Here is a 24043-nt window from a genome sequence, read left to right as displayed (position 1 = left end):
AAGGGCGGCCCCCTGAGTATATACCGATGCGGCTCAGAACCGGATGTTGGTCGCGACCTGGAAGCGGCGACCGATCTGGTCGATGAACGCGCCCTGGAATAAGCCGTTCTCGCCGGCGAAATTCTCATCGGTCAGATTGATGACCGTGAGTTGCAGGCGGAAATTGTCGTTCAGGTTGGCGCCGACCGCGAGGTCGAAACGGCTCACGCTCGGGAAGTAGATGTTGGGGAAGTCTTCAGCCGTGGCGGGAGTGCCGCCGCCGAAGGTCAACCCGCTGCCGACGAACAAGCGCGTCCGATCTTGCCAGTTCCAGGTCAGCTGCGAGTAGAAAGCGCCCTTTTCATAGCGGCCAGAAGCCTGCGCCTCCCAACGCGGCCGATTGAACGTTCCTGCCGACTCCAGAGTGTCCGAGAAGTTGCCCGAGGCCGACTCTTCGAACGAGATCAGGTGATACGCGTTGCCGCGTAGCGTGAGCTGCCCGAGCTCGCCGGGGATCTCGAACGAGTACCGGCCCGACATGTTGATCGCCCGGAGTTTGGTGGCCGCCAAGTTGATGAAGCCCGACGCGAAGCCGGGTGCGACCTGGAAGTCAGCCTGACGATTGAAGAAGGTGCAGGCGTTCGCGCCCGTCTGCCCGGACGAGTCCGGGAAAGTCGGGCTGTCGTAGCAGAACCGGAGCGCCTGGACGAGCGAGGTGGGCTGGATGATGTCCTTCAGGTCCAGGTTGATGTAGTCGGCCGAGAGCGACAGGCCCGGAACGAAGCGCGGGGCCAGGATCGCGCCGGCCGTCCAGCTCGTGCCGCGTTCGGGCTTGAGGCCTGGTGCGCCCGCGAAGCTCCCCGGCAGCGACGCCGGATTGGGCACGAAATTCTGCAGGAACGCGTTGGCCTGCTCCGGAGTGGACGCCAAACCGCGGGAGATCACGTCCGCCACGCAGTTGGCCCGGCGGGTCGCGGCGCTCGTGCCGGTGCCGATCTGCGTCGGGCCGCAGGGATCGGTCGGTGCGGCGAAGGCCGGCTGACCGCCCAGGAACAGCTCCACCACCGACGGCTGACGGATCGACTTGGTGTAGTTGCCGCGGATGGTGATGTCCGGCACCGGCCGGAAGCTGCCCGCCAGCGAGTAGATGGTGGCGGGATCGCCCTCCGAACGCGGCGTCACGACCTGACCGGCGAGGTTGCGGAACGAGGCGGCGCGCCCGTCCTGCTTGGAGATGCGGACTGACGGGTTGAACTCCAGGTCGCCCAGCCCGAAACCGTCGCCGAAAATCGGGATGCGCGCCTCGCCGCCGACCTCGTAGATTTCGATCTGACCCTGCGTCTGCGCCGACGGGGCGGCGCGACCGCGTCCGAGCTGGTTGAGCTCGTCGGTGCGGAAGTCGAGCTTCTCCTTGCGGTATTCGCCGAAGGCCGCCACCTGGACGACCCCGCCCGGCAGATCGAACAAGCCGCCGCCCACCGTCGCCTGAAGGAACAGCTGTTCGCCGATATTGGTGAACAGGTTGTCCTGACGGACGTAGCGCTTCGACTCCTCCGACATCTGATTGAAGCCGAACGGGTTGAGCGGCCGGCAGCGGTCGATCAGATCCTGGGTGATGACGGGGGTGAACACCACCTCGGTCGGAAGGCCGTCAGCGCCCGGTCGGCGCGTGAGGTTGGCGACCGTTCCGATCGGCGTACGGCCGAGATACTGCTGGGGGAAAAGCTGCGAGCGGCAGACGATATTGCCGTTCGCCACGCCCGTCGTGGCCACGCCCTGATCCACCGCGTCGAGCGCCAACTGATATTCGAGGTCGCCGATCTGGGTTGTGCGCGTCTTCTGCTTGGCCCGGCCGTAGGTCGCCGACACCTCGGCGTTCCAGCGCTGGCCCAGCAATTCGAAGTTGGAGCGCGCGCCGCCGACCAGGCGATACACCTCCGACGTGTTCCTGACCGGGTTGTCGCCGAAGATGTCCTGGTTCTGCCTCGTCAGGGCGAAGGTGCCGCCGTTCCGCTGCGGCGTGATGCCGACGGACGCCAGCACCGCGCGGTCGTTCGCGTCAAGGAACGGGTTGTCGAGGGTGAGCACCAGCGCCGCGTTCTCCGCACCCGTCGACACGAAGTTCTGGCTGGGGCTGTTGCGGAGCGACACGTTCCGCGTGTTCGAATACTGGTTCTCCGTGAAGAACGTCACCTCGTCCGTCAGGTCGAACTTGCCGATGAAGTTGGTGATGAAGCGGTCCTGCTGCGTGCGCAGGACGATGTTCTCGATCGAGCGGCTGAAGCCGCCGTTCGACCCCGGCGACTGCGCGAAGGTGCCGGGGGTGGTCGGGGTCAGCGTGGCCGCGGTGTAGGTGCGGATGTTGCCTTCGGGCGTGAACTCCAGCGGCACGGCCACGAAGGGCAGGACCTGGTTCAGCGGCACCTGCACCGTCCCGCCGGTCTGGCTCGAACGCACGGTGACCGGGGTCGTGTCGGTGTTCGCGATGCGGGGAACGCCGGGGAAGAAGGTGCCGATGAACGCGTTCGCGTTCACGTTCGGATTGGCCGCGAAGAACTCGCGCGCGGTCGGCCTGTTGGCCTGCAGGACGTTGATGGCGAGCGTGCTGAGCTGCGCATCGGTAGCGCCCGCGGGCGGCGTCACGCCGAACTGCGTGAACACCTGCGCCGGCGTGACGCCCGTCGGCAGGGTCGTCGGCGCGAACGTCGTGATCGGCAGGCCGGTGGCCGGGGTCGCACGGCCATTCAGGCCGTTGCCCGCGATCAGCGTGGCGCCGGGCGTGCCCTGGACCAGCTGCGCCGACGTGTTGAAGAAGAATTGGTTGGTCAAACCCACGGTGGTCGCCGCGCCGGTCGGCGTCGTCGCCGGCACCGTTTGGCCCTGGGTCGCACCAAGCCCGTTGCGGAGCGCGATGAAGTTGCTCGTGCGCGTGACGCCGCCCACCGTCTGGGTCAGCGGCGTGTAGTAGGCCGGCGGCCCCGCCAGGGTGTTCAGGATCGTGCCGTTGAAGCTGAGGCTCTGGTTGATCAAGTTCTCGCCCAGCACCGTGCCGGGCTGCAGGTCGTCCGTGTTTCGCAGAAAGGCGCCGTTGTTCTGCCCCTGCACGTCGATGATGCCGGCCGCGAACGCGTTGTTGCGTATGCCGCCTTGGAAGGCGTTGGCGAGCGTCGACGCGCGCCGCAACCGGAACTCGCGCGCGTCGGCCTGGACACCGTCGTTGCGGCTGTACTCGGCCGAGACCGTCACGTTGCCGCGCCCGTCCGCGAAGTTGCGGCCGGCGAGCGCGCGCAGCTGGTACTGCGCCGCATCGCCGCGGTCGCTCAGGCCGCTCAACGTGCCGACCTCGAAGCCGTCGAAGTCGTCGCGGAGAATATAGTTCACCACGCCCGCGATCGCGTCCGAGCCGTAGGCGGCCGCGCCGCCCACCGTTAGCACGTCCACGCGCTCGATAAGGGACGTGGGAATGCCGTTCACGTCCACCTGGCTGCCGGTGGCGTTGTCCGCCACGAACAGCGACGCCGCGTTGCCGGACACGAAGCGGCGGTTGTTGACCAGCACCAGCGTACGCGAGGTGCCGAGGTCGAGCAGGTCGATAAAGCCCGCGCCGAGCGACGCCGCCTGACCACCGTTGTTGCCGGTGAGCGGGCTCGCGCCGGGACCGACGAGCGGGATGTCGTTTACCACCTCCAGCGCGTTGGTGAAGCCGCGCGTCTGGATCTGCACCGAGTCCACCTGCACGCCGGGCAGGACGCCACTCGTTTCCGGCCGCGGGATGCGCGAACCGGTGACGATGACCTCGTTGCCCGCGCGCTCCTCGCCGTCCGCGCTCTCTTGGGCGGCCTCTTCGGCCTCCGTGGTCTCTTGCGTAACCTCGGTCGATCGGGTCGGGTTGGGCACGTTGGGCGCGGCCTGCGCCCAGACGGTCGGAGCGACGAATAGCGACCCGGCGAGCGCGGTCGCGCCCAGCAAGCGATTCACGTTCATTCTTGTTGGCTTCCCTCGGGACGGGCGGAATGCCCGTTAAGCTGCGTGAAAGATTTGTTACCGGAACCACGCAACGGCTTTCTGCAAGTCCATGCTCGACTACAGATGGTTTCGTTTGCGACTGTTGCCTCGGCGACACAGAATCGAGCGGAAACTTTCTTCGCGATTACCGCAGGTTACCGTGTTGCTGACGTGATACACTCGTCCAGCCAGTCCGCTATTGCGCGCCGCAGTTGCTCCCGCGCACCACCCACGACCATACCGACATGACCCGTGGCCAACTCGCGGCGGTCGGCTAAATGCGCGGCGGTGGCGGCAGGCACGATCCGGTCGTTCGTCGACACGATCTCCAGGACCGGGCAGCCTAGGCGGTCGGGCGCGACCACTCCGCCCGCGACGCGCCAGTCCCCCATCCCAGGCTCGTCCACGCCGACGAAGCGTTCGAACAGCTGCCGGCCCGCCGCGTAGGTCAGGGGCGCGCCGGCGTTGGCCCAGTCCTCCAGCCGGACGAAGCGCGCCGCCTCGGCAGAGCCGGACGCCACGCGTCCGAACGCCTCGTACTTCGCGACCGTGCGCGCAGGGTCGAGCCGCCAGAAGCCCGCCTGCAGCACCTCCGTCGGCACCGACCCCAGCCGCTTGCAGGCGGGCTTCGCGGCGGCCCAGAGTTCCGCCATCACCGCGCGCGCATCCGCGCCGTAGCCGGAGAAGCGCCAGGGCGCGGCGATCGTGACGAGCCCCGCGACCTGGGCCCGCACCGCCGCGGCGATCGCCATCGTGCCGCCCAGGCAGTAGCCGACGAGCACGGGCGGGCGCTCGAACCCGGCGATGGTCGGCAGCAGGTAGCGCTCGACATGCCCGCCCACGTCCAGGTCGCGCTCGTCCGCGTCCGGATAGCCCCAGTCGAGCAGGTGCGCGGCATGGCCCTGGGCCGCCGCCCAGCGGACGAGCGAGCGTTCCTCGTCCAGGTCGAGGATGCTCGACGGGTTGATCAGCGACGGCACGAACAGCAGCGGCGGCTCGCCCGTCCCGGCCTGGTACAGCGTCGTCCGCCCGATCCGGCGCGCGACGGGCAGGGGAGGCGGCGGTGCGGGCCGCTGCGCGTTTTGGTACGCGCGCAGTCCCGCCAGCGCCGCGGACCGCCGCTCGGGCGCGCCGTCCGTCTCGCGCGCCAGCATCTCCAGGAACAAGGGCAGCGGCCGCGGCCCGCGATCGGGTCCATGTTGCGGCGCAACGTGGTTCGGCCTAGGGTCGCTCGAGTCCATAGGGGCAGCGTCCATGCCAAAGAACAGCACCGGCGACGGCGTCGTCGTGATCAAGAAATACGCGAACCGCCGCCTCTACAATACCGAGTCGTCGTCCTATGTCACGCTCGACCACTTGGCGGCGATGACGCGCGCGGGCCGCGACTTCAAGGTCGTGGACGCCAAAACGGACGAGGACATCACGCACAACGTGCTGACCCAGATCATCATGGAGGAGGAGAGCCGCGGCCAGACCATGCTGCCCGTCCCCTTCCTGCGCCAGCTGATCGCGATGTACGGCGATTCGATGCAGGCGGTGGTGCCGGGCTATCTGGAAGCGTCGATGGATACGTTCCGCCGCAACCAGGAACAGTTCCGCTCGGCCGTCGAGGGCGCCTGGGCGGGATCGCCCTTCGCTGAGCTCGCCAAGCGCAACATGGCGATGCTGGAGGCCGCCACCGCCGCGTTCAAGCCCGCGCCGGCCAAGCCGACGCCGTCCAAGGACGAGGAGATCGCGGCGCTGAAGGCGGAGCTGGCACAGCTGCGCGAGAAGGTCGACAAGCTGGCGGGGTGAACTCCTCTGCCCTCTCCCGCGAAAGCGGGAGAGGGGTGGGAAAACTTACCGCGGCTTCACGAACTTCAGCGTGAAGCGGTCGCTCTCGCCGATCGCCTCGTACTTCGCCCGGTCCACGTCCTTCAGCCGGAGCGTCGGCGGCAGCGTCCACACGCCTTCCGGATGGTCGTGCGTGTCGCGCGGGTTCCTGTTGACGTTCGACTCGCCCGCGAGCCGGAAGCCGGCCTGCTCGGCCAGGCGCACCACCGTGGAGCGCTTGATGTAGCCGCTCGTCTTCTCCTTGGCGGTGTCCATCTCCTCCGGCAGTCGATGGTCGACCACGCCCAGCACGCCGCCTGGCTTCAGCGCCGCATGGAACGCCTTGAACGCGTTGCCCGCGACCGCCGGATCGGCCTGCATCAGCAGGTTATGGACGTTGCGGAACGTCAGGATCACGTCCGCGGTCCCCGCCGACATCGTTGAAGCCCCCGTGGCGAAATCGACCGTCTCGACGCGCGTCGGACCGAACACGGCCGCCTTGTCCGCCATCAGCTTGCGCGCGCGATCCGCGCCCGCGGTCGAGACCAGCGCGACATATTGGCCGCGGCCCTTATTGACCATGGGCGCGAGGATCTCGGTGTACCAGCCGCTGCCGGGGCTGAACTCGACCACCGTCTGGTTCGGCCGCACGCCGAAAAAGGCGAGCGTCTCCGCCGGATGGCGGTGACGGTCGCGCTGGACGTTGGCGGGCGTGCGCGTCGGCGACGCCACGACGGCGGCGATCTCCTTGGGCACGCGGACCTGCTGCGCCCAGGCCGCCGAGGCGATGACGGCGACCGAGGCGAGTGCGAGAGGCAGGCGGTTCATGGCTGCCGGCTCCTGAAGTCAGACGACCGGAACCATGCCCGCGCCGTTCCGCTCGCGCAACCGCCCGTCAGTAGAAGCGCCGGAGCGTCAACGTCCGCTCCGCACCGCCGCAGGTGACGAGCCGCACGACGCGGCCCGGCTCGCCCGCCGTCCACCGCGCGAGCGGCAGGGCGGCGTAGCCGGGCGCGACCCGCACCCCGTCGACCGAGCAGATCGTCTCGCCGTCCTTCCAGCCCGAGGCCGCCGCCGGCCCGCCACGCATCACGTGGAGCACGCGCAGCCGGTCGGGCAGCACGCCCAAGAGCAGCCCGCTCGTTGAACGGACGGGCGGCGCGCCCGAGTTCGGGCCGGGGACGAGCACCATGCGCCCCGCGCCGGGATCGAGCAGCACGCGGTAGCGCCCCAGGAACCCGGCCCCGATCCGCCCGGCCGCGCCGACGCGCTGCGAGAAGCCGCCCGGTTCCTCGATCCGCATCTCGACGTCGCGCGCCGCAAGTTCCCCCAGCTCGAGCCGCGGCATGACCGCCAGGCCGCTAACCGCCGGTCCGGCCAGCCCGTACGACACCGCGCTCGTCATCGGCAGCGCGCCGGTGCGCGCCGCCTGCCATTCGGGGCGCGTGACGGTCATCGCCGATCCGTCGCCGGTGTCGACGATCATCGGCCGCACGCGCCGGCCGTTCAGCCGGATCTCGCTCTCGTACACGCCCCGCGACGGCGACACCGTCAGCGGCGCGGTCGGGCCGGTGAAGGGCAGGCGGCCCGACGGAAGCAGGCGGAAGCGCCGGCGCTCGCCGTCGATCTCCAGGGCGTGCGCCCGGAGCATGTCCGCGCCCACCAGCAGGTCCACCCGCCGCTCGCTTCCCGTGGCGATCGCGGGCAGCGTCGCCACCGTCAGCCCGCCGCCCGTGCGCGTCAGCGGCCCGATCTCGACGCGCGCCGTCGGCGTCCAGCCGACCGCCACCGCCCCGCCGATCGCGGTCGCCTTGCCGTCGGCCCGCACGCGCTTGGGGTCGAGGCCGGCGAAGCTCCGCGACAGCACGGACGAGCTGACGCCCGTGTCGAGGATCGCGGAGGCGGGCCTGCCGTCCACGGCGGCGTCGAAGCGGATCTGGTTGGCGGGTGTGAGCTCGAACGGCACCCAGCGCGCCTCCGCATCCGGCGCGAGCGCGTATTGGCCAGCCGGGCGCGGCGCGGTCTGCGATGGGACCGCGGCGGCGAGGAGCAGCGGCGCGAGGAGCGGAAGACGGCGCATCGTCGCGCCAGCCTAGGCCAGCGCCGTCGTCTCCGGAACCCGCCCGCCTAGAGGCACGACTCCAGGAACGCCTGGTCGAAGCCGAACTGCTTGGCCTTGTCGAGCGTGTAGGGGCGCAGGCCCATCGAGCGGTATTCGCCGATGATCTTGCCGTCGGCCGACTCGTCCAGATACTCGAACTTGAACAGCTCCTGCGTGACGATGACCGGCCCTTCCATGCCGATCACCTCCGTCACGTTGGTGACGCGGCGCGAGCCGTCGCGCAGGCGCTTCACCTGGATGATCATGTCGACCGAATCGGCGATCTGGCGGCTGATCGCCTCCTTGGGCACCTTGATGTCCGACATCATCACCATGTTCTCCATACGCGCCAGCGCCTCGCGGGGGCTGTTCGAGTGGAGCGTGCACATGGAGCCGTCATGGCCCGTGTTCATGGCGGCGAGCATGTCGAAACACTCGGCGCCGCGGATCTCGCCCAGGATGATGCGGTCGGGGCGCATACGCAGCGCGTTCTTGACGAGGTCGCGGATGCTGATCTCGCCCTGGCCCTCCAGGTTCGCGGGCCGGGTCTCGAGCGGCAGCCAGTGCGGCTGCTGCAGCCGGAGCTCGGCCGCGTCCTCGATCGTGAGCACGCGCTCGCCCGGGTCGATCATCTTCGACAGGGCGTTGAGCATCGTCGTCTTACCGGAACCGGTGCCGCCGGAGATCACGACGTTGAACCGGCTCGCGCCCGCGATCTTGAGCGCGGTCGCCATCTTCGGCGACATCGATCCGAAGCCCGCCATCATGTCGAGCGTGATCGGCTTGGCGGAGAACTTACGAATGGAGATCGCCGTGCCGCGGAGCGACAACGGCGGCACGATCACGTTGACGCGGGACCCGTCCTTTAGGCGCGCGTCGGCCAAAGGCGTGGTCTGGTCGACGCGGCGGCCGACCGAGTTGCAGATGCGCTGCGCGATCTGGAATAGATGCTCCTCGTCGCGGAACTGGACGTTGGCGAGCTCGAGCTTGCCCTTGCGCTCGACATAGGTCTGCTCGGGGCCGTTGACCATGATGTCGGACACGTTGGGGTCGGCCAGCAGCTCCTCGAGCGGCCCCAGGCCCAACAGCTCGTCGACGAGCACCTTCTCCAGCGCGAACTGCTCGCGCCGGTTGAGCGTCAGTTTGAGCTCGGCGAGCACCTCGCCGATGATCGGCCGGAACTCCTCGGCCAGCTCGTCCTTGCCCAGCGTCGCCGCGGCTTCCGGATCGACGCGCTCGAGCAGGCGGGGGAGCACCTGCTCCTTGATGCGGTGGATCGAGGACTCGAACCCCTCGGCGCGGCTGTTCGCCGCGTCGCCGGACGCGGCCTGCCGCTCGGCCAGCCGCTGCATCGCGTCCATCGGCATGCCGGGCATGCTGGGCGCGGGCGCGGCGGCCTCGCCCGGCAGCGGGATCGACTCGATCGCGGGAAACTGGTCGCCGGCGTCCGGCTCCGGGCGCGCCGGACCGGCGCCCTGCATCGGCTTGGCCACGCCGAAGGCGCGAGCCCCGCCGCCGCCACTCATTCCGCCACGACGCCCGAACGCACTCATCGCAGACACATTCCTCCCGATCGACGCAGGAGGTAGGCGAGAAGGCTTTACATTCCCCTAACCACCCCGCCGTTGGCGGGCGCGGCGCGTCGGTGCTACCCAGGGCGGAACAGGAGGGATCGCATGAGGTCAGCACTCGCATCGCTGGCGCTGCTGGCGGCCGCCGCGCCGGCGCACGCCGACTGGCACAAGGCCAGCTCGCGCCATTTCACCGTCTACTCGGAAGGCACGCCGGCCGCGGTGGCCGAGCTCGCCAACCGGCTGGAGACGCTGGACGGAACCATGCGCTTCCTGACCGGCATCCCCGACACGCCGGAGAGCGCGGCCAATCCCGTCACCGTCTATGTCGTGGACGACCTGTCCGACATCCATCGCTTAGCGCGGGACTCCAGTACCGCCGGCTTCTACATCCCGCGGGCGGCGGGCGCGGTGGCCTTCACGCCGCGCCGCGGCGACGGCGGGGGCAAGTTCGCGCTGACGCCGCAGATCGTGCTCTTCCACGAATATGCGCACCACTTCACCCTGTCGAACTCGTCGGTCGCCTACCCGGCTTGGCTGTCGGAGGGCCTTGCGGAGTTCTACTCCACCGCCTCGATCGACGGGGAAGCGGTGCTGGTCGGGCATGCCGCCAACCATCGCGCCTACAGCATCGGCGCGGCGATGGGCGCTCCCATGATCGCGCTGTTCGATCCCGGCCGGCGTACCGGCTACGACCTCATGAACCAGATCTACGGGCGCGGTTGGGCGTTCACCCACTACCTCCTGACCGACTCGGAGCGTCGTAAGCAGCTCCAGAACTATCTCATCAAGTTCAACTCCGGGGTGCCGTCGGTCAAGGCGGCGCAGGACAGTTTCGGCGACCTGTCGGCGCTCGACCGCACGCTGGAGAAATACGTTCGCGGCAAGCTGTCCGGCTTCAGCATCCTCCGCTCCCGGCTCGCGCCGGTGAAGGTCGACCTGCGCCCGCTCACGCCCGGCGAGGCGGCGCTGGTCGAGATGCGCATGGTCTCGACCCGCGGCGTCACCGAGAAGGAGGCGAAGGCGCTCTACGCGCGCGCCGAAAAGGCGGCGAGGCCTTACGCGGCCGACCCGGTCGCGCAAGGCTGGCTCGCCGAGATGGCGTACGACACCGGGCGGCTGGACGAGGCGGAGGCGGCCGCCGACCGTGCGCTGGCGGCGGATCCCCGATCGGTGCAGGCGCTGCTCTACAAGGCGCAGGTACGCCTTCGCCGCGCCGCGGATGCGGCGGCGACCGATCCCAAGGTCTGGGCAGAGGCGCGCTCCTGGATCGTCAAGGCGAACCGCGTGAACCCGGACGGCGCGGCGGCGCTTCAGCTCTTCTACGACAGCTTCGACATGGCGAAGGTCAAGCCGAGCGCGTCCGCGGTCGCGGGCCTGCACCGCGCGCTGGAGCTCGCGCCCCAGGACCCGGGGCTCCGCTTCCGCTCGGTCCGCCAGCATCTCGCCGACGGCAAGGTCGCCGAGGCGAAGCGCGCGCTGCGCCCGCTCGCCTACAATCCGCACGCGCCCGCGGACAACCCGGCCGCGCGGCTCATCGCGATGCTCGACTCGGGCGTGGCCGGCCCGGCCGCGCTCGACGCGATCGCGAAGGAGGACCGGGCGAAAAAGGAGTGAGCGGGGCCGCTCAGCCGGACGGGGGACGCGTGCGCAGGCACGACGCGCCCGCCGGCCGAGGCGCGCTCCTCAGCCGGAACACGTCGAACCACCTGGTCGAACGCTCGCGGACATAGTGCCGTTCGACGAACTCGGCCATGCGGGGATCGCGCAGGAAAAAGGCCGTCGTGTCGAATCCGGCGGGACGGACGGAGTAATAGGGCGTTCCCCGTTCCGAGAAGATCGCCGCGGGCGGACGGCAGCGCATCTCGCGATAGGTCCGGTCGCGGACCTCGCGGCCGAGCGCGTCCAGCGCAGGGCTGCGCGGGCCGACCATCTCGGCGCTGGCGATAGCGGGAAGCATCCAGTGGGCGTAGTAGCCCGACGTCCAGACAAGCCCGTACTCCTCGACCATGGGCCAAGCCCAGGACGGGTCGCTCGCCCAGAAGGTGACCGCCTCGCCGCGCGGAACGGTCCGGAGAAGCGGGTCGCTGTCGTGGCGGATCATGTTTCGGTAGGCGCCGAGGTGCCAGGAGGCGAGCGCGCCCAGCGCGAGCGCCACCGCACCCAGCGGACGCCGCTTTTCGCCCGCATGCGCCAGCCGCGCCACCACGGCGAGCAGCAGCATGCCCGTCACCGGAACGGCGTGATAGTGCCAGCCCTTCCGCTGCGCGAAGTAGGCGACCGCGAAGCCGATCCCGGCGAGCAGGAACGCGGTCGACATCGATTGCGACGGCTCGCCCCGCCGGGGGCGATAGAGGAGCAGCGCACCCAGGGCCGCCAGCCAGACCAGCTGCGGCAGCTCGTCGAACATCTGGAACGGCTGGACCTCGTACCCGTGATAGGCGAGCCCGACCATCGGCACCATGACCCGCAGGAAGTCGGGCGCGAACACCGGCACCGACGCGCCGTACGCGATCGCGCAGCCGAGCAGGGCGGCCGTTTCGAGGCGGAGGGGCCGCCAAGCGCCGCGCCTCCCCGCCAGGATCCAGAGTTCCAGCAGCGCGGGAACCGCGATGAAATAGTGTTTAAGGGCGAACCCGTAAGCGGCGAACAAGCCGATGGCGAGCGCGACGGAGGTCGCCACCGTCCGGCCCTCGCGCCGCGCCGCCGCCAGCCCGACATAGGGGATGGCGCAGATCAGCGCCAACGGCTCGCGCTGGCCTAGGTTGTACAACGGCATGACGACGCCGATCAGGAAGATCGCGACCATCATGTCGCGTCGGCGGGCGGCGTCGGTCGCGCCCGACACGGCGTCGAACAGCAACGCACCGGCCGCGCCTCCGGCCACGATCGCGCCGATCAGCAGCCTGACGGGCGGAACGCCGGCGAGCTCCGCCGCATATTGGACGGGGACGGCGGACCAGAACCAGAGCGGCGGATTAAGCTCGAGTATGTCGGTGTAGAGCCGCCACCCGCCGAGCATCTGCCGGGCGATCCAGAACTGCCACACCACGTCGTGCGACACCGCGGCGTCGCGTAGCCACCACCAGGTCGCGACCGCCAGCAGCGCCAGCTGCGCGCGCGGCGAGCGCCACCAGGGCGTTGCTCCGCGCCGGATCGCCGCGTCGGCGACCCCGCCCTCCAGGACGCTCGAGTCCCCGAGCGCGATCGGCTCGCCGCCTTCGTCGGGTCGCCAGTGCTTCATCCTACGCCGCTCCTCCTAGGGGTGTCGGCATAGGCCCGCGTGCTTTAGAAACCGCTAACCACGCCTTTCCCGATCGAGCAGCGCCCGCTTGCGTTCCAGGCCGTAGGCGTAGCCGCCGAGCCCGCCGCCCGTCCTGAGCGCGCGGTGGCAGGGAATCACGACTGCGAGCTGGTTCGCGCCGCACGCCGTTCCCGCCGCGCGCACCGCGCTGGGGTTGCCGGCCGCCGCGGCCAGCTCGGCGTAGGTGCGGGTCTCGCCCGGCGGGATCGCCTTGAGCGCCGCCCAGACCGCTTCCTGGAACGCGGTGCCGCGCACGTCGAGCGGCAGCGCCGCGTCGCGCCCGGGCCGCTCCACCATGTCGACAACCTCCGCGACGAGCTGCGCGAGCCCGCCCTCGTCCGAACTGATGTCCGCGCCGGGGAAGCGGCGGGCGAGCTCGTCGGGGCCGTCCTCGAACGCCACGCGGCACAGCCCTTTGTCCGTCGCCGCCACGAGCAGCGGCCCCAGGCTGGTCGGCGTCACCGTCCACCGGATCGCCACGCCCTCGGCTCCCTTGCGCCTGACGCCCGGCGTCATCCCGAGCCGGGATCCCACGCCCTCGTAGAAGCGGCTCGGGCCCGAATAGCCCGCCTCGTAGATCGCGTCCGTCACGCTCGCCTCCTCGTCCAGCGCCGTCTCGGCGCGCTTCGCCCGGAGCCCGCGCGCATAGGCCGCGGGGCTCACGCCCAGCGCGCGGGTGAAGACGCGCTGGAAATGGTGCGGCGCATAGCCGACTTGCGCGGCCAATTCGGCCAGCGGCACCACCTCCTCCGCCGCCTCGATCAGCGCGACGGCCCTGGCCACGGCGACGCTATCACGCCCCGCCTCATCCGGGCGGCAGCGCAGGCACGCGCGGTACCCCGCCGCCCGCGCCGCCGCACCGTCCGCCAGCATCTCCACATTCTCCCGCCTGGGCCGCCGGGCCGGGCAGGACGGCTTGCAGTAGATGCGCGTGGTCCTGACCGCGACGACGAACCGCCCGTCGGCGGAACGGTCGCGGGCGTCGAAGGCCGCCCATGCGGCGTCGAGGTCGATGCTGGTCATGCGGCCGTTATGGCGGGAGTCGTCGCCGACCGCATCCCGCGGCTTGCGGCCAAAGCGGGGAGGGCGGGGCCGACCACCCCGTTGCATCGCCGCCGCCCCCATGCTAGCCGCCGCGCCAATCCGAGCCCCTGACCTGCGCCCGCGCAGGGCCCGGCGGGCCTATCCATTGTTCTTGCGAGGAAACCGATCGCGTGGAGGCATCCGGCGGTAGCATTGGCGGCAGCGTAGGCGGCGATATCCAGGCCAGCTTGGCGGGGCGCTACGCTTCCGCGCTGTTCGAGATCGCGCGCGACGCCCGCACCATCGACTCCGTCGAGGCGGGCCTCACCCGCGTCCGTGACGCCGTGCAGCAGTCGGACGACTTCCGCCGCCTGACCACCAGCCCGCTCGTCAGCCGCACGGAGGCGCGCCGCGCCGTCCAGGCCGCCGCCGGCCCGCTCGGCCTCGACCAGACGACAGCAAACTTCCTGGGCGTGCTCGCGGAGAACCGCCGGCTGGGCCAGCTCCCCGCCATCGTCCGTGCCTTCCGTCTGCTCGCCAGCCGCCATCGCGGCGAGACCACGGCGGAGGTCACCTCCGCGCACCCGCTGACCGAGGACCAGGTCGTCGAGCTGAAGCAGCAGCTCCGTGCACGTCTCGGCCGCGAGGTCAGCGTCGACCTCTCCGTCGACCCCGAGCTCCTGGGCGGGCTCGTCGTCCGCATCGGCTCCACGATGATCGACAGCTCGATCCGCACCCGTCTGAACACTCTCGCCCACGCGATGAAAGGTTGAACATGGATATCCGCGCCGCCGAGATCTCGGCCGTCATCAAGCAACAGATCGCCGATTTCGGCACGGAGGCGCAGGTCTCCGAGACGGGGCAGGTGCTGTCGGTCGGCGACGGCATCGCGCGCATCTACGGCCTCGACAACGTCCAGGCGGGCGAGATGGTCGAGTTCGCCAACGGCGTGCAGGGCATGGCCCTGAACCTCGAGGCCGACAACGTCGGCGCGGTGATCTTCGGTTCGGACGCCGAGATCCGCGAGGGCGACACCGTGCGCCGCACCGGCACGATCGTGGACGTGCCCGTCGGCCGCGGCCTGCTCGGCCGCGTGGTCGACGGCCTCGGCAACCCGATCGACGGCAAGGGCCCGATCGTCGGCGCCGAGCGCCGCCGCGTCGAGGTGAAGGCGCCCGGCATCATCCCGCGCAAGTCGGTGCACGAGCCCGTGCAGACCGGCCTCAAGGCGATCGACGCGCTGGTGCCCGTCGGCCGCGGCCAACGCGAGCTGATCATCGGCGACCGCCAGACCGGCAAGACCGCCGTCGCGCTCGACGCCTTCATCAACCAGCGCACCGTGAACGCAGGCGACGACGAGTCGAAGAAGCTCTACTGCATCTACGTCGCCGTGGGTCAGAAGCGCTCCACCGTCGCGCAGATCGTCCGCGCGTTGGAGGAGAACGGCGCGATGGAATACTCCATCGTCGTCGCCGCCACCGCCTCCGAGCCGGCGCCGCTTCAGTTCCTGGCACCGTATACGGGCTGCGCGATGGGCGAGTATTTTCGCGACAACGGCATGCACGCCGTGATCGTGTACGACGACTTGTCGAAGCAGGCCGTCGCCTATCGCCAGATGTCGCTCCTGCTCCGCCGCCCGCCGGGCCGCGAGGCGTATCCGGGCGACGTGTTCTATCTCCACTCGCGCCTGCTCGAGCGCGCGGCGAAGATGAACGACGAGAACGGCAACGGTAGCCTGACGGCACTGCCGATCATCGAAACGCAGGCGGGCGACGTGTCGGCCTACATCCCGACCAACGTCATCTCGATCACCGACGGCCAGATCTTCCTTGAGACCGACCTGTTCTTCGCGGGCATCCGTCCGGCGATCAATGTCGGTCTCTCGGTCTCTCGCGTGGGTTCCGCGGCGCAGACCAAGGCGATGAAGAAGGTGTCCGGCTCAATCAAGCTCGAGCTCGCGCAATATCGCGAGATGGCCGCGTTCGCGCAGTTCGGCTCGGACCTCGACGCCTCCACGCAGCGCCTCCTCAACCGCGGCGCGCGCCTGACGGAGTTGCTCAAGCAGCCGCAGTTCAACCCGATGCCCTTCGAGGAGCAGACGGTGTCGATCTTCGCCGGCACCAACGGTTATCTCGACAACGTGCCCGTCCAGCAGGTCACGCGCTACGAGGCGGCGATGCTCGCCGACATGCGCGCGAACCATCCGGGCGTACTCGCCGCGATCCGCGACAGCCGCGACCTGGGCGACGAGGTTAAGGGTCAGCTGAAGAGCGCGCTCGACCAGTTCGCGAAGACGTTTGCATGATTTTTATGGCGGTCCTGCTACTGTCACAGCAAGCACAGCTTGGACCGCCAGAAGCTCTGCAGCGTAGCTTCGAAACACGATCGGCATGGGGAACGTGTGTAGCCGTTCATGCAAACTATTATGCGGGTACGGATGAGGCTGCTGATCTGATCTTAGCTGGTGCTTTCGGGAAATGTTCTGGCCCGGAAGCTGAGTTCAAGCGAGCGTTTCAGCAGCTTACCATAGACGGTACTCACGGATTTATGCCCGAGTACGTGGACAAGGCAGTCGAAAGCGCCCGACGTGAAATCCGGGAGCAGGCGGTCGCAGCTATACTCGAAGCTCGATTAGAAGCGAAGAATGCCCGCTCACGAAGCGGTACAAGGAACTAAGATGGCCAGCCTCAAGGCGCTCAAGCTCCGCATCGGCTCCGTGAAGTCGACGCAGAAGATCACCAAGGCGATGAAGATGGTCGCCGCCGCCAAGCTGCGCCGCGCGCAGGAGGCCGCCCAGGCCGGCCGCCCCTATGCCGAGCGGCTGGAGGGCGTCATGGCGAGCCTCGCGAGCCGCGTCGGCGCGTCGTCCACCGCGCCGCGCCTCCTCGCGGGCACCGGCCGCGACCAGGTGCACCTGCTCGTCGTCGCCACCTCCGAGCGCGGGCTGGCGGGCGCGTTCAACACCAACATCGTCCGCGCCGCCCGCCGCACCGCCGAGGAGCTGCGCGCGCAGGGCAAGACCGTGCGCTTCTACTTCGCCGGCAAGAAGGGCCGCGTGCTGCGCCGCTTCTACCCCGACGCGGTGATGGGCGATCACGACCTGAGCCAGGTCAAGACGGTGGGCTTCGGCGATGCCCAGGCGATCGCGACCGACCTGATCGCGCGCTACGAGGCGGGCGAGTTCGACGTCGCCCACCTGTTCTTCTCCAAGTTCGTGTCCGCCCTCGTCCAGGAACCGACCGAGCGGCAGATCATCCCGGTCCCGCTCGCGTCGGCCGGCGCGGCCGGCGCGGCCGCATCCGATGCGGTCGTCGAGTACGAGCCGTCCGAAGAGGCGATCCTCGCCGAGCTGCTCCCTCGCAACATCGCCGTCCAGCTCTTCCGCGCGCTCCAGGAGAACGCCGCGTCCGAGCAGGGGTCGCGCATGAACGCGATGGACAACGCGACCCGCAACGCGGGCGATATGATCAACCGCCTCTCCATCCAGTATAACCGCACCCGCCAAGCCGCGATCACGACCGAGCTGGTCGAGATCATCTCGGGCGCGGAGGCGCTCTGAGCCGTGCATGCCCACGCTCAGCATATTCTACGGCATCGTAGTCCAGGTCTACTGGTTCGATCATGCGCCGCCGCACTTCCACGCGCGCTACGCGGAGCACGAGGCGCAGATCGAGATCATGTCGGCTTCGGTTCTGAACGGGTCGCTTCCCAAGCGCGCCTTGGCTATGGTGCTTGAATGGACGCGCGAGCATCAGGCGGAGCTCATGGCGGCATGGGAGGCGGCGAGCGCGGGCGCGACACCCGTGAAGATCGCTCCGCTGCCGTGATGCCGGCGCTTCAAAGCGGCGCCCCTTGGCGCGTCACCGACATGGAATGGGTCGACCAGCGCGCGATGAGGGTGCGGTTCGTGGACGGCGTGGAGGGAGTGGTGCGGTTCGGCTCCGGTTTCTTCCGCGGCGTTTTCACCCACTTGGCTGAGCCTGCTCATTTCGCGGAGGCCAGGGTCGAGATGGGGGCGATCACTTGGCCCGGTGAACTCGACCTCGCGCCCGACCGGATGCACGACGACATCGTCACGCACGGGGAATGCGTGCTGGGCTGATCAACATCCTGCTACCATTTTCCCAGGTAGCGTGAACGACTGAACGAGAAGGTAGAACCGATGGCGACCGCCGCTGAAATGATCCGCCCGCAGACGGGCACCAACAATGTAGGCCGCATCGCGCAGGTCATCGGCGCGGTCGTGGACGTGCACTTCGACAACCACCTGCCGCCGATCCTCTCCGCCCTGGAGACGGACAATAACGGCAATCGCCTCGTGCTCGAGGTCGCGCAGCACCTGGGCGAGAACACGGTGCGCACCATCGCGATGGACTCGACGGAGGGCCTGACCCGCGGCCAGACCGTGAACGACACCGGCGCGCAGATCTCGGTGCCCGTCGGCCCGGCGACGCTGGGGCGCATCATGAACGTCGTCGGCGAGCCGATCGACGAGCGCGGTCCCGTGGGCACCACCATGCGCGCCCCGATCCATGCCGCGGCGCCGGAGTTCGTCGACCAGTCGACCGAGAACGCGATCCTGGTCACCGGCATCAAGGTCATCGACCTGCTCGCGCCCTACGCCAAGGGCGGCAAGATCGGCCTGTTCGGCGGCGCGGGCGTCGGCAAGACCGTGCTCATCCAGGAGCTGATCAACAACATCGCCAAGGGTCACGGCGGCACGTCGGTGTTCGCCGGCGTCGGCGAGCGCACCCGCGAGGGCAACGACCTCTACCACGAGTTCCTCGACGCGGGCGTGATCGCCAAGAACGAGGCGGGCGAGGCGATCTCCGAAGGGTCCAAGGTGGCGCTCGTCTTCGGTCAGATGAACGAGCCGCCGGGTGCCCGCGCCCGCGTGGCGCTCTCGGGCCTGACGATCGCCGAATATTTCCGCGACCAAGAGGGCCAGGACGTGCTCTTCTTCGTCGACAACATCTTCCGCTTCACCCAGGCGGGCGCGGAGGTGTCGGCGCTGCTCGGCCGCATCCCGTCGGCCGTGGGCTACCAGCCGACGCTGTCGACCGACATGGGCGGCCTGCAGGAGCGCATCACGTCGACCAACAAGGGCTCGATCACGAGCGTGCAGGCCGTGTACGTGCCCGCCGACGACCTGACCGACCCCGCGCCGGCGACCTCGTTCGCGCACCTCGACGCCACCACCGTGCTGTCGCGCGCCATCTCGGAGCTCGGCATCTACCCGGCCGTCGACCCGCTCGACTCCACCAGCCGCGTGCTCGAGCCGCGCACCGTGGGCCAGGAGCATTACGAGACGGCGCGCGCCGTCCAGTCGATCCTCCAGCGCTACAAGTCGCTCCAGGACATCATCGCCATCCTGGGCATGGACGAGCTGTCCGAAGAGGACAAGCTGACCGTCAGCCGCGCGCGCAAGATCCAGCGCTTCCTGTCGCAGCCCTTCCACGTCGCCGAGGTCTTCACCGGCATCCCCGGCAAGTTCGTCCAGCTCGAGGACACGGTCCGCTCGTTCAAGGCGGTCGTGAACGGCGAATACGACCACCTGCCCGAGGCCGCCTTCTACATGGTCGGCGGCATCGACGAGGCGGTCGCCAAGGCCGAGAAGCTGGCGCAGCAGGCTTGATCGACTCAGGGCGGGAGTTCGGCTAGAGCTGCGGTCGTGCACATCGACACGCTCTCGATCGCGCGCGACCTGCGCGCCGCCGAACTCTCCCCGGAACACGCCGAGGCCATCGCCGCCGCGATCGGCCGTTCGGTCAACGAGGGTGCAGCGTCCAAAGCGGACCTGGAAAGCCTTCGTACGTCGATTGATGTCAAACTCGACGCCGTGAAGCATGAATTGCGGAGCGACTTGGAAAAACTCCGTAGTCAGCTGACGCTCTCACTGGTCGGTAGTCAGGTCGCGATCGCTGGCATCGTGCTCGCCATTCTCAAGCTGTAGGTCCAATGCTCCACTTCGAACTCGTCACCCCCGAACGCCTCGTCCGCTCGGAGGAGGTGCACATGGTCGTGGTCCCCGGGACGGACGGCGACTTCGGCGTGCTTGAGGGCCATGCGCCTTTCATGTCCACGATTCGCGACGGCGCGCTGTCCGTGTACCGCGCGCCCAACGCCCAACCCGAGACGGTGGCGATCTCCGGCGGCTTTGCGGAGGTGAACGCCCGCGGTTTGACCGTGCTCGCCGAGCGGGTGGACTGACGCGCTCGCAAGGCCCCTCTTTCCCCGGCGAAGGCCGGGGCCCAGTCACGGCGACCGATGTGGGTACGCATTTCTCGGAGCGCACCGTAGCTGGACCCCGGCCTTCGCCGGGGCAGGGTTGATCCTAGGTAGGACGGCCTAGCTACAGAAAACTGTACGGGTCCACGTCCACCGTCACCCGCACCTTGGCCGGCCACACCAGGTTGCCGAGCCACTCCCGGATCACGTCCTGCACGTCCAGCGCCCGCCTGGCGTGCACCAGCAGCCGGTAGCGGTGCCGTCCCCGCAGCATCGCCAGCGGAGCGGGCGCGGGGCCATAGACGTGCATGCCCTCCTCGTGCGGTGCACTCCGCCCGATCAGCCCGGCGATCTCGGCCGCCGCAGCCTGCTCCTCCGACGACACGATGATCGCGGCGTAGCGGCCGAAGGGCGGCGCGCCCGCCTCGCGGCGGCTCTCCGTCTCCGCGTCGTAGAACGCCTCCGCGTCGCCCGTGACCAGCGCTTGCATCACGCCCGCCTTGGGGCTGTGAGTCTGGACGTAGACCTGGCCCGGCTTGGCCCCGCGGCCCGCGCGGCCCGACACCTGGCGGATCTGCTGGAACGTCCGCTCCGCGGCGCGCAGGTCGCCGCCTTCCAGGCCCAAGTCCGCGTCGACCACGCCCACCAGCGTCAGGTTGGGAAAGTGATAGCCCTTGGTGACGAGCTGCGTGCCGACCACAATGTCGATGTCGCCCGCCTCCATGCGGCCTACGAACTCGGCGGCCTTGGCGGGCGACCAGATCGTGTCGGAGGTGACGATCGCGACCCGCGCCTCCGGCCATCGCGCCGCGACCTCGTCGGCGATGCGCTCCACGCCCGGCCCGCAGGGGACGAGCGTATCCTCCGCTTGGCATTCCGGGCACACGCGCGGCACGGGCTCGATATGCCCGCAATGGTGGCACGCGAGCCGGCGCGTCAGGCGATGCTCGACCATCCAGGCGGTGCAGTTGGGGCACTGGAACCGATGCCCGCACGTCCGGCATAGCGTCAGCGGCGCGTAACCGCGGCGGTTGAGGAACAGGAGCGACTGCTCGCGCTTCTCGATCCGGTCCTCCAGCGCCTGGATGAGCCGCGGTGCCAGCCAACGCCCGCGCTCCGGCGGCTCGGCGAGCAGGTCGATCGCCTCGATCTCCGGCAGCTCCGCCCCGCCGAAGCGCGCGGGGAGCCGCACCTCCTTGTAGCGGCCGAGCACGACCTGTTGGCGCGTCTCGATCGCGGGCGTGGCGGACGCCAGGATCACCGGGCAGCCCTCGAACCGCCCGCGCATCACCGCCACGTCGCGCGCGTGGTAATGGACGCCGTCCTCCTGCTTGAAGCTCGTCTCGTGCGCCTCGTCGACGACGATCAGGCCCAGGTTCGCATAGGGCAGGAACAAGGCCGAGCGCGCGCCGACCACCACGCGCGCCTCGCCGCTCGCGATCGCGCGCCAGGCCCGTCTGCGCTGCGTCGAGCGCAGGCCGGAGTGCCACGCCACCGGCTCGCAGCCGAACCGGTCGTGGAAGCGCTTGAGGAACGGCTCGGTCAGCGCGATCTCGGGCAGCAGCACCAGCGTCTGCTTGCCCGCGCGCACCGCCTCCGCGACCGCCTCGAAATAGACCTCGGTCTTGCCCGACCCCGTGACGCCGTCGAGCAAGGTCGGCTCGAACGCCTGCGCCGCGACGCCCGCGACCAGCGTGTCGGCGGCCTCGCGCTGCTCCGGCGACAGCTCGGGCGGCGCGTGCTCCGGGTCGGGAACGGGATATGGGCTGTCGACGTCGACCTCGACGGCCTCGATCGCGCCCGACTTGACCAGCCCGCGGATCACCGCCTCCGACACGTCGGCGACGGCGGCGAGCTCGCGGATCAGCCCCTGGCGCGTGCCGATCCGCTCCAGCGCTTGGCTGCGCTGCGGCGTCAGGCGGGGCGGCGTCGCGCCCGTCGCGCGGTACTCGACCACCATGCGCGTCCCCTCCAGAGCGGAGGTGGAGGCGAGCGTCATGCGCATTACCGACGCGGGCGGGGCGAGGTAATAGTCCGACGTCCACTCGATCAGGCGACGCAGCGGCTCGCCCACGGGCGGCGCGTCGGCGACCGCCAGGATGTTTCGCAGGCGGTTGTCGCCCACCTCGTTCTCGGACGGCAGCCGGTCGGGCTCCCACACCACGCCCAGCAGCTGCCGCGGCCCTAGCGGCGCGACGACGATCGACCCCGGCTCGACGGCGAGCCCGTGCGGCACGCGATAGTCGAGGGGGCCGAGGGCCGAGTTCAGCACGAGGACGCGGACGCGCGACATGCGGCGCTATATGGGGCGTAAGCGCCGGAAGGTGAACTGTTTTTGTTTTGTTCCGGTGCTTGCCACAACCAAACCCGTCACCCCGGACTTGTTCCGGGACCCATCGTAGTCCGGGCGAACCGTGTATGAGCATTGGACGGACAATGGCGCGCGCTCGTCAACGGGAGTGCACGCACGACGGTGGACCCCGGAACAAGTCCGGGGTGACGAGGGAAGTGGATGGCAGGTAGGGTGAACCCGTGACCGACCTCCCCGCCGCCTTCGCCGCCCACCTCCTCCGCGACCGCCGCCGCTCGATCCACACCGTCCGCGCCTACCAGGCCACCGCCGAACGCCTACTCGACTTCCTCCAGCACCACTGGGGTGGCCCGGTCGCCCGCGAGCGCCTGCGCGACGTCGCCGCCGCCGACCTGCGCGCGTACCTCGCCCGCCGCCGCGGCGACGGCCTGGGTAACGCGTCCGCCGCCCGCGAGCTATCCGCCGTGCGCGCCTTCCTCGCCTGGGTGGGGGAGGGCACGCCCGCACCCCGCCTCCGGGGCCCGCGCGTCAAGCCCGGCGTCCCCCGCCCGATCGCACCGAACGAAGCGCTGGCGCTCGCCGAGGAGGTCGCCGAGGACGCGCGCGAACCTTGGATGGCCGCGCGCGACTGGGCGGTGCTCATGCTCCTCTACGGCGCGGGCCTGCGCATCGGCGAAGCGATGGGGCTGACCGGCGCCGTCCTCCCGCTGGGCGAAACGCTGTCCGTCACCGGCAAGCGCGACAAGACGCGCATCGTCCCGCTGCTGCCCCAGGTTCGCGAAGCGGTGGAGGCCTATGCGCAGGCATGCCCCTGGCCCGTCTCGAAGGACGCACCCCTGTTCCGCGGTGTGCGAGGCGGCCCGCTATCGCCCGGCGCGATCCGCCTGGGCGTCCGCCGCGCCCGCGCCAAGCTGGGCCTGTCCGACCGCACCACCCCCCACGCGCTCCGCCACAGCTTCGCCACCCACCTGCTAGGCCGCGGCGCCGACCTCCGCGCGCTCCAGGAGCTGCTGGGCCATGCCAGCCTCAGCTCCACGCAGATCTACACCGCCGTCGACGCCGCGCACCTTATAGATGTTTATCGTAATGCTCACCCCCGCGCCTGACGCGGCTTCCACGTCACCACGCGGTACACGTACACCGCGACGATGAGCACCGTCGTCCCCACTGCTACCGGGCCGACATAGCGGTCGAGCTCGCGGAACTCGGTGCCAAGGATGACCCCCGCCTGCGCCAGGATGAGGTTCCAGATCACCGACCCCGCGAAGGTCCAGGCGAAGAACTTGATCCGCGGCATCGCCGCCATGCCCGCGGGCAGCGACACCATCGTCCGGAACGCGGGCAGGAAGCGGAACACGAACACGACCCAGTGCCCCTTGCGCCGGAAGAAGCGCACCAGCCGCTCCACGTCCTCCCATTCCAGCGTCAGCCAGCGCCCGTGCCGGTCGATGAAGGGCTGGAGCCCCCGGTAGCCGTATTTCCGCCCGACCCAGTACCAGAAGTAATTGCCGATCGTCGTGCCCGCGCTGCCGATCAGCACCAGCGGCCACAGGTCCATATGCCCCCGCGCGACCGCCATGCCGCCCAGGCCCATGATCACCTCGGACGGGATGGGCGGCACGACGTTCTCGGCGGCCATGAGCAGGAAAATGCCGAAATACCCGCCCCAGGCGATCGCGCGGATGATGAAGTCGGTCACGGGAGGTGAG

General features: G+C 69.6%; 20 protein-coding genes. 11 read left to right on the top strand and 9 right to left on the bottom strand.

All coding sequences use genetic code 11. The features are described 5' to 3' along the window. Positions 1-33: 33 nt before the first annotated feature. Together CKY28_RS05475 and CKY28_RS05470 are read right to left on the bottom strand one after the other, a co-directional pair. Positions 34-3963 (bottom strand): TonB-dependent receptor domain-containing protein, encoded by a 3930-nt coding sequence (locus CKY28_RS05475; RefSeq protein WP_095997320.1) that lies wholly within the window; start codon positions 3961-3963, stop codon positions 34-36. A gap of 176 nt (positions 3964-4139) precedes the next feature. Continuing rightward, positions 4140-5225: an alpha/beta fold hydrolase gene (locus CKY28_RS05470; protein ID WP_425442485.1), complete on the bottom strand. Its 1086-nt coding sequence runs from the start codon at positions 5223-5225 to the stop codon at positions 4140-4142. Between the two features lie 13 nt (positions 5226-5238). On the opposite strand from CKY28_RS05470, the gene phaR reads away from it, so the two are divergent. Next, positions 5239-5778 carry a polyhydroxyalkanoate synthesis repressor PhaR gene (gene phaR, locus CKY28_RS05465; protein ID WP_095997318.1) on the top strand — a complete coding sequence of 180 codons (540 nt, stop codon included), beginning with the start codon at positions 5239-5241 and terminating at the stop codon, positions 5776-5778. 45 nt (positions 5779-5823) lie between these two features. Here the strand turns inward: phaR and CKY28_RS05460 are convergent, their stop codons facing one another. The 3 genes from CKY28_RS05460 to CKY28_RS05450 form a co-directional block, all read right to left on the bottom strand. Next, positions 5824-6624, bottom strand: coding sequence for a class I SAM-dependent methyltransferase (locus CKY28_RS05460; protein WP_095997317.1), 801 nt, complete (start codon positions 6622-6624; stop codon positions 5824-5826). Positions 6625-6691: 67 nt separating this feature from the next. Continuing rightward, positions 6692-7876 (bottom strand): aspartyl protease family protein, encoded by a 1185-nt coding sequence (locus tag CKY28_RS05455; protein ID WP_095997316.1) that lies wholly within the window; start codon positions 7874-7876, stop codon positions 6692-6694. A gap of 47 nt (positions 7877-7923) precedes the next feature. Then, entirely contained in the window at positions 7924-9450 is a 1527-nt protein-coding gene (locus tag CKY28_RS05450) for a TadA family conjugal transfer-associated ATPase (RefSeq protein WP_176472965.1), read from the bottom strand. 123 nt (positions 9451-9573) lie between these two features. On the opposite strand from CKY28_RS05450, the gene CKY28_RS05445 reads away from it, so the two are divergent. Beyond that, positions 9574-11085, top strand: a complete 1512-nt coding sequence (locus tag CKY28_RS05445; RefSeq protein ID WP_095997314.1) for a gluzincin family metallopeptidase — start codon at positions 9574-9576, stop codon at positions 11083-11085. A 10-nt stretch (positions 11086-11095) separates the two neighbouring features. Here CKY28_RS05445 and CKY28_RS05440 read toward each other — a convergent pair whose 3' ends face one another. Beyond that, the gene (locus CKY28_RS05440; RefSeq protein WP_095997313.1) at positions 11096-12712 is read right to left on the bottom strand and encodes a hypothetical protein; all 1617 of its coding nucleotides are present in this window, start codon (positions 12710-12712) and stop codon (positions 11096-11098) included. 54 nt (positions 12713-12766) lie between these two features. Continuing rightward, the gene (locus tag CKY28_RS05435) at positions 12767-13795 is read right to left on the bottom strand and encodes a bifunctional transcriptional activator/DNA repair enzyme AdaA (RefSeq protein ID WP_095997312.1); all 1029 of its coding nucleotides are present in this window, start codon (positions 13793-13795) and stop codon (positions 12767-12769) included. 191 nt (positions 13796-13986) lie between these two features. On the opposite strand from CKY28_RS05435, the gene CKY28_RS05430 reads away from it, so the two are divergent. The 8 genes from CKY28_RS05430 to CKY28_RS05395 all read left to right on the top strand — a co-directional run bounded on the left by CKY28_RS05430 (position 13987) and on the right by CKY28_RS05395 (position 20005). Then, entirely contained in the window at positions 13987-14568 is a 582-nt protein-coding gene (locus CKY28_RS05430; RefSeq protein ID WP_245841613.1) for a F0F1 ATP synthase subunit delta, read from the top strand. Between the two features lie 2 nt (positions 14569-14570). Beyond that, on the top strand, positions 14571-16100 hold the full coding sequence (gene atpA, locus CKY28_RS05425) for a F0F1 ATP synthase subunit alpha (RefSeq protein WP_095997311.1): 1530 nt from the start codon (positions 14571-14573) through the stop codon (positions 16098-16100). Positions 16101-16472: 372 nt separating this feature from the next. Continuing rightward, entirely contained in the window at positions 16473-17354 is an 882-nt protein-coding gene (locus CKY28_RS05420; protein WP_095997310.1) for a F0F1 ATP synthase subunit gamma, read from the top strand. 7 nt (positions 17355-17361) lie between these two features. Continuing rightward, the gene (locus tag CKY28_RS05415) at positions 17362-17622 is read left to right on the top strand and encodes a DUF4160 domain-containing protein (RefSeq protein WP_095997309.1); all 261 of its coding nucleotides are present in this window, start codon (positions 17362-17364) and stop codon (positions 17620-17622) included. Further along, on the top strand, positions 17622-17897 hold the full coding sequence (locus CKY28_RS05410) for a DUF2442 domain-containing protein (RefSeq protein ID WP_176472964.1): 276 nt from the start codon (positions 17622-17624) through the stop codon (positions 17895-17897). The genes CKY28_RS05415 and CKY28_RS05410 overlap by 1 nt, the downstream gene beginning before the upstream one ends. 60 nt (positions 17898-17957) lie before the next feature. Then, positions 17958-19430, top strand: a complete 1473-nt coding sequence (gene atpD / locus CKY28_RS05405) for a F0F1 ATP synthase subunit beta (protein ID WP_095997308.1) — start codon at positions 17958-17960, stop codon at positions 19428-19430. Positions 19431-19466: 36 nt separating this feature from the next. Continuing rightward, positions 19467-19748 carry a hypothetical protein gene (locus CKY28_RS05400; protein ID WP_095997307.1) on the top strand — a complete coding sequence of 94 codons (282 nt, stop codon included), beginning with the start codon at positions 19467-19469 and terminating at the stop codon, positions 19746-19748. A 5-nt stretch (positions 19749-19753) separates the two neighbouring features. After that, a complete protein-coding gene (locus CKY28_RS05395) occupies positions 19754-20005 on the top strand; it encodes an ATP synthase F1 subunit epsilon (protein WP_095997306.1) in 252 nt (83 codons plus the stop codon). 142 nt (positions 20006-20147) lie between these two features. On the opposite strand, the gene CKY28_RS05390 is transcribed toward CKY28_RS05395, so the two are convergent. Continuing rightward, positions 20148-22316 carry a primosomal protein N' gene (locus CKY28_RS05390; RefSeq protein WP_095997305.1) on the bottom strand — a complete coding sequence of 723 codons (2169 nt, stop codon included), beginning with the start codon at positions 22314-22316 and terminating at the stop codon, positions 20148-20150. A gap of 239 nt (positions 22317-22555) precedes the next feature. Here CKY28_RS05390 and CKY28_RS05385 point away from each other — a divergent pair, with 239 nt between their 5' ends. Then, the gene (locus CKY28_RS05385; RefSeq protein WP_095997304.1) at positions 22556-23440 is read left to right on the top strand and encodes a tyrosine recombinase XerC; all 885 of its coding nucleotides are present in this window, start codon (positions 22556-22558) and stop codon (positions 23438-23440) included. On the opposite strand, the gene CKY28_RS05380 is transcribed toward CKY28_RS05385, so the two are convergent. After that, positions 23425-24033, bottom strand: a complete 609-nt coding sequence (locus CKY28_RS05380; RefSeq protein WP_095997303.1) for a DedA family protein — start codon at positions 24031-24033, stop codon at positions 23425-23427. The two genes, CKY28_RS05385 and CKY28_RS05380, sit on opposite strands and share 16 nt — an antisense overlap. Positions 24034-24043 lie beyond the last annotated feature (10 nt).

The sequence above is a fragment of the Sphingomonas lenta genome (assembly GCF_002288825.1).
GTDB classification, from domain to species: Bacteria; Pseudomonadota; Alphaproteobacteria; order Sphingomonadales; family Sphingomonadaceae; genus Sphingomonas; species Sphingomonas lenta.
The sequence above is the reverse complement of the archived record's forward strand: the minus strand, read 5'-3'. Positions and strand labels throughout refer to the sequence as shown.